This window comes from Streptomyces sp. NPDC002206 (genome assembly GCF_053593595.1).
Genome location: NZ_JBSFCW010000081.1, coordinates 2,594 through 5,201, shown reverse-complemented (window position 1 = coordinate 5,201; position 2,608 = coordinate 2,594). Strand labels below are relative to the sequence as shown.

The following is a 2,608-nucleotide window of genomic DNA, read 5'->3' as shown; positions in this document are numbered from 1 at the left end:
CCTGCTTCGGCAGGTTCGAGGTTCCTTTGAAAGTCCTGCCGGGCCCTTGTGGTTCCGGTAGGCAATTACACAGCGAGGACGCTGTGGACGGTCGGTCTTATTCCGGCTGATCGTCCCGCTCTCGTGATGTGTCTCCCGATTACGGGAAAACATTCACGGAGAGTTTGATCCTGGCTCAGGACGAACGCTGGCGGCGTGCTTAACACATGCAAGTCGAACGATGAAGCCCTTCGGGGTGGATTAGTGGCGAACGGGTGAGTAACACGTGGGCAATCTGCCCTTCACTCTGGGACAAGCCCTGGAAACGGGGTCTAATACCGGATAACACTCTGTCCCGCATGGGACGGGGTTGAAAGCTCCGGCGGTGAAGGATGAGCCCGCGGCCTATCAGCTTGTTGGTGGGGTGATGGCCTACCAAGGCGACGACGGGTAGCCGGCCTGAGAGGGCGACCGGCCACACTGGGACTGAGACACGGCCCAGACTCCTACGGGAGGCAGCAGTGGGGAATATTGCACAATGGGCGAAAGCCTGATGCAGCGACGCCGCGTGAGGGATGACGGCCTTCGGGTTGTAAACCTCTTTCAGCAGGGAAGAAGCGAGAGTGACGGTACCTGCAGAAGAAGCGCCGGCTAACTACGTGCCAGCAGCCGCGGTAATACGTAGGGCGCAAGCGTTGTCCGGAATTATTGGGCGTAAAGAGCTCGTAGGCGGCTTGTTGCGTCGGTTGTGAAAGCCCGGGGCTTAACCCCGGGTCTGCAGTCGATACGGGCAGGCTAGAGTGTGGTAGGGGAGATCGGAATTCCTGGTGTAGCGGTGAAATGCGCAGATATCAGGAGGAACACCGGTGGCGAAGGCGGATCTCTGGGCCATTACTGACGCTGAGGAGCGAAAGCGTGGGGAGCGAACAGGATTAGATACCCTGGTAGTCCACGCCGTAAACGTTGGGAACTAGGTGTTGGCGACATTCCACGTCGTCGGTGCCGCAGCTAACGCATTAAGTTCCCCGCCTGGGGAGTACGGCCGCAAGGCTAAAACTCAAAGGAATTGACGGGGGCCCGCACAAGCAGCGGAGCATGTGGCTTAATTCGACGCAACGCGAAGAACCTTACCAAGGCTTGACATATACCGGAAAGCATCAGAGATGGTGCCCCCCTTGTGGTCGGTATACAGGTGGTGCATGGCTGTCGTCAGCTCGTGTCGTGAGATGTTGGGTTAAGTCCCGCAACGAGCGCAACCCTTGTTCTGTGTTGCCAGCATGCCCTTCGGGGTGATGGGGACTCACAGGAGACTGCCGGGGTCAACTCGGAGGAAGGTGGGGACGACGTCAAGTCATCATGCCCCTTATGTCTTGGGCTGCACACGTGCTACAATGGCCGGTACAATGAGCTGCGATGCCGCGAGGCGGAGCGAATCTCAAAAAGCCGGTCTCAGTTCGGATTGGGGTCTGCAACTCGACCCCATGAAGTCGGAGTTGCTAGTAATCGCAGATCAGCATTGCTGCGGTGAATACGTTCCCGGGCCTTGTACACACCGCCCGTCACGTCACGAAAGTCGGTAACACCCGAAGCCGGTGGCCCAACCCCTTGTGGGAGGGAGCTGTCGAAGGTGGGACTGGCGATTGGGACGAAGTCGTAACAAGGTAGCCGTACCGGAAGGTGCGGCTGGATCACCTCCTTTCTAAGGAGCACTTCTTACCAAGCTTGCTTGGTCAGAGGCCACTACGTCGGCAAATGTTCGACGGTGGTTGCTCATGGGTGGAACGTTGACTATTCGGCACGGTTTTTCGGGATCACTAGTACTGCTTCGGCGTGGAACGTGAATCTGAGGGGTCGTGTCGGGCACGTTGTTGGGTGTCTGAGGGTATGGCCGCAAGGTTGCCTTCAGTTGCCGGCCCCAGTGAACTCGCCCTTAGGGGTGGGGTGATGGGTGGCTGGTCGTTGTTTGAGAACTGCACAGTGGACGCGAGCATCTGTGGCCAAGTTTTTAAGGGCGCACGGTGGATGCCTTGGCACCAGGAACCGATGAAGGACGTGGGAGGCCACGATAGGCCCCGGGGAGCTGTCAACCGAGCTTTGATCCGGGGGTGTCCGAATGGGGAAACCCGGCAGTCGTCATGGGCTGTCACCCGCTGCTGAACACATAGGCAGTGTGGAGGGAACGAGGGGAAGTGAAACATCTCAGTACCCTCAGGAAGAGAAAACAACCGTGATTCCGGGAGTAGTGGCGAGCGAAACTGGATGAGGCCAAACCGTATGCGTGTGATACCCGGCAGGGGTTGCGCATGCGGGGTTGTGGGATCTCTTTTTCACAGTCTGCCGGCTGTGAGGCGAGTCAGAAACCGTTGATGTAGGCGAAGGACATGCGAAAGGTCCGGCGTAGAGGGTAAGACCCCCGTAGCTGAAACATTAACGGCTCGTTTAAGAGACACCCAAGTAGCACGGGGCCCGAGAAATCCCGTGTGAATCTGGCGGGACCACCCGCTAAGCCTAAATATTCCCTGGTGACCGATAGCGGATAGTACCGTGAGGGAATGGTGAAAAGTACCGCGGGAGCGGAGTGAAATAGTACCTGAAACCGTGTGCCTACAAGCCGTGGGAGCGTCGCATG

Annotated in this window: 2 rRNA genes (1 of these 2 only partly in view); both read left to right on the top strand. The window is 58.1% G+C overall.

The features are described 5' to 3' along the window. The first annotated feature begins 152 nt into the window (after positions 1 to 152). A 16S ribosomal RNA gene (locus tag ACWCP8_RS41020) occupies positions 153 to 1,678 on the top strand. Positions 1,679 to 1,974: 296 nt separating this feature from the next. Next, positions 1,975 to 2,608: ribosomal RNA gene (locus ACWCP8_RS41015) — 23S ribosomal RNA — on the top strand; it runs 2,571 nt beyond the window's last position. The 16S and 23S rRNA genes sit together here, the layout of an rRNA operon.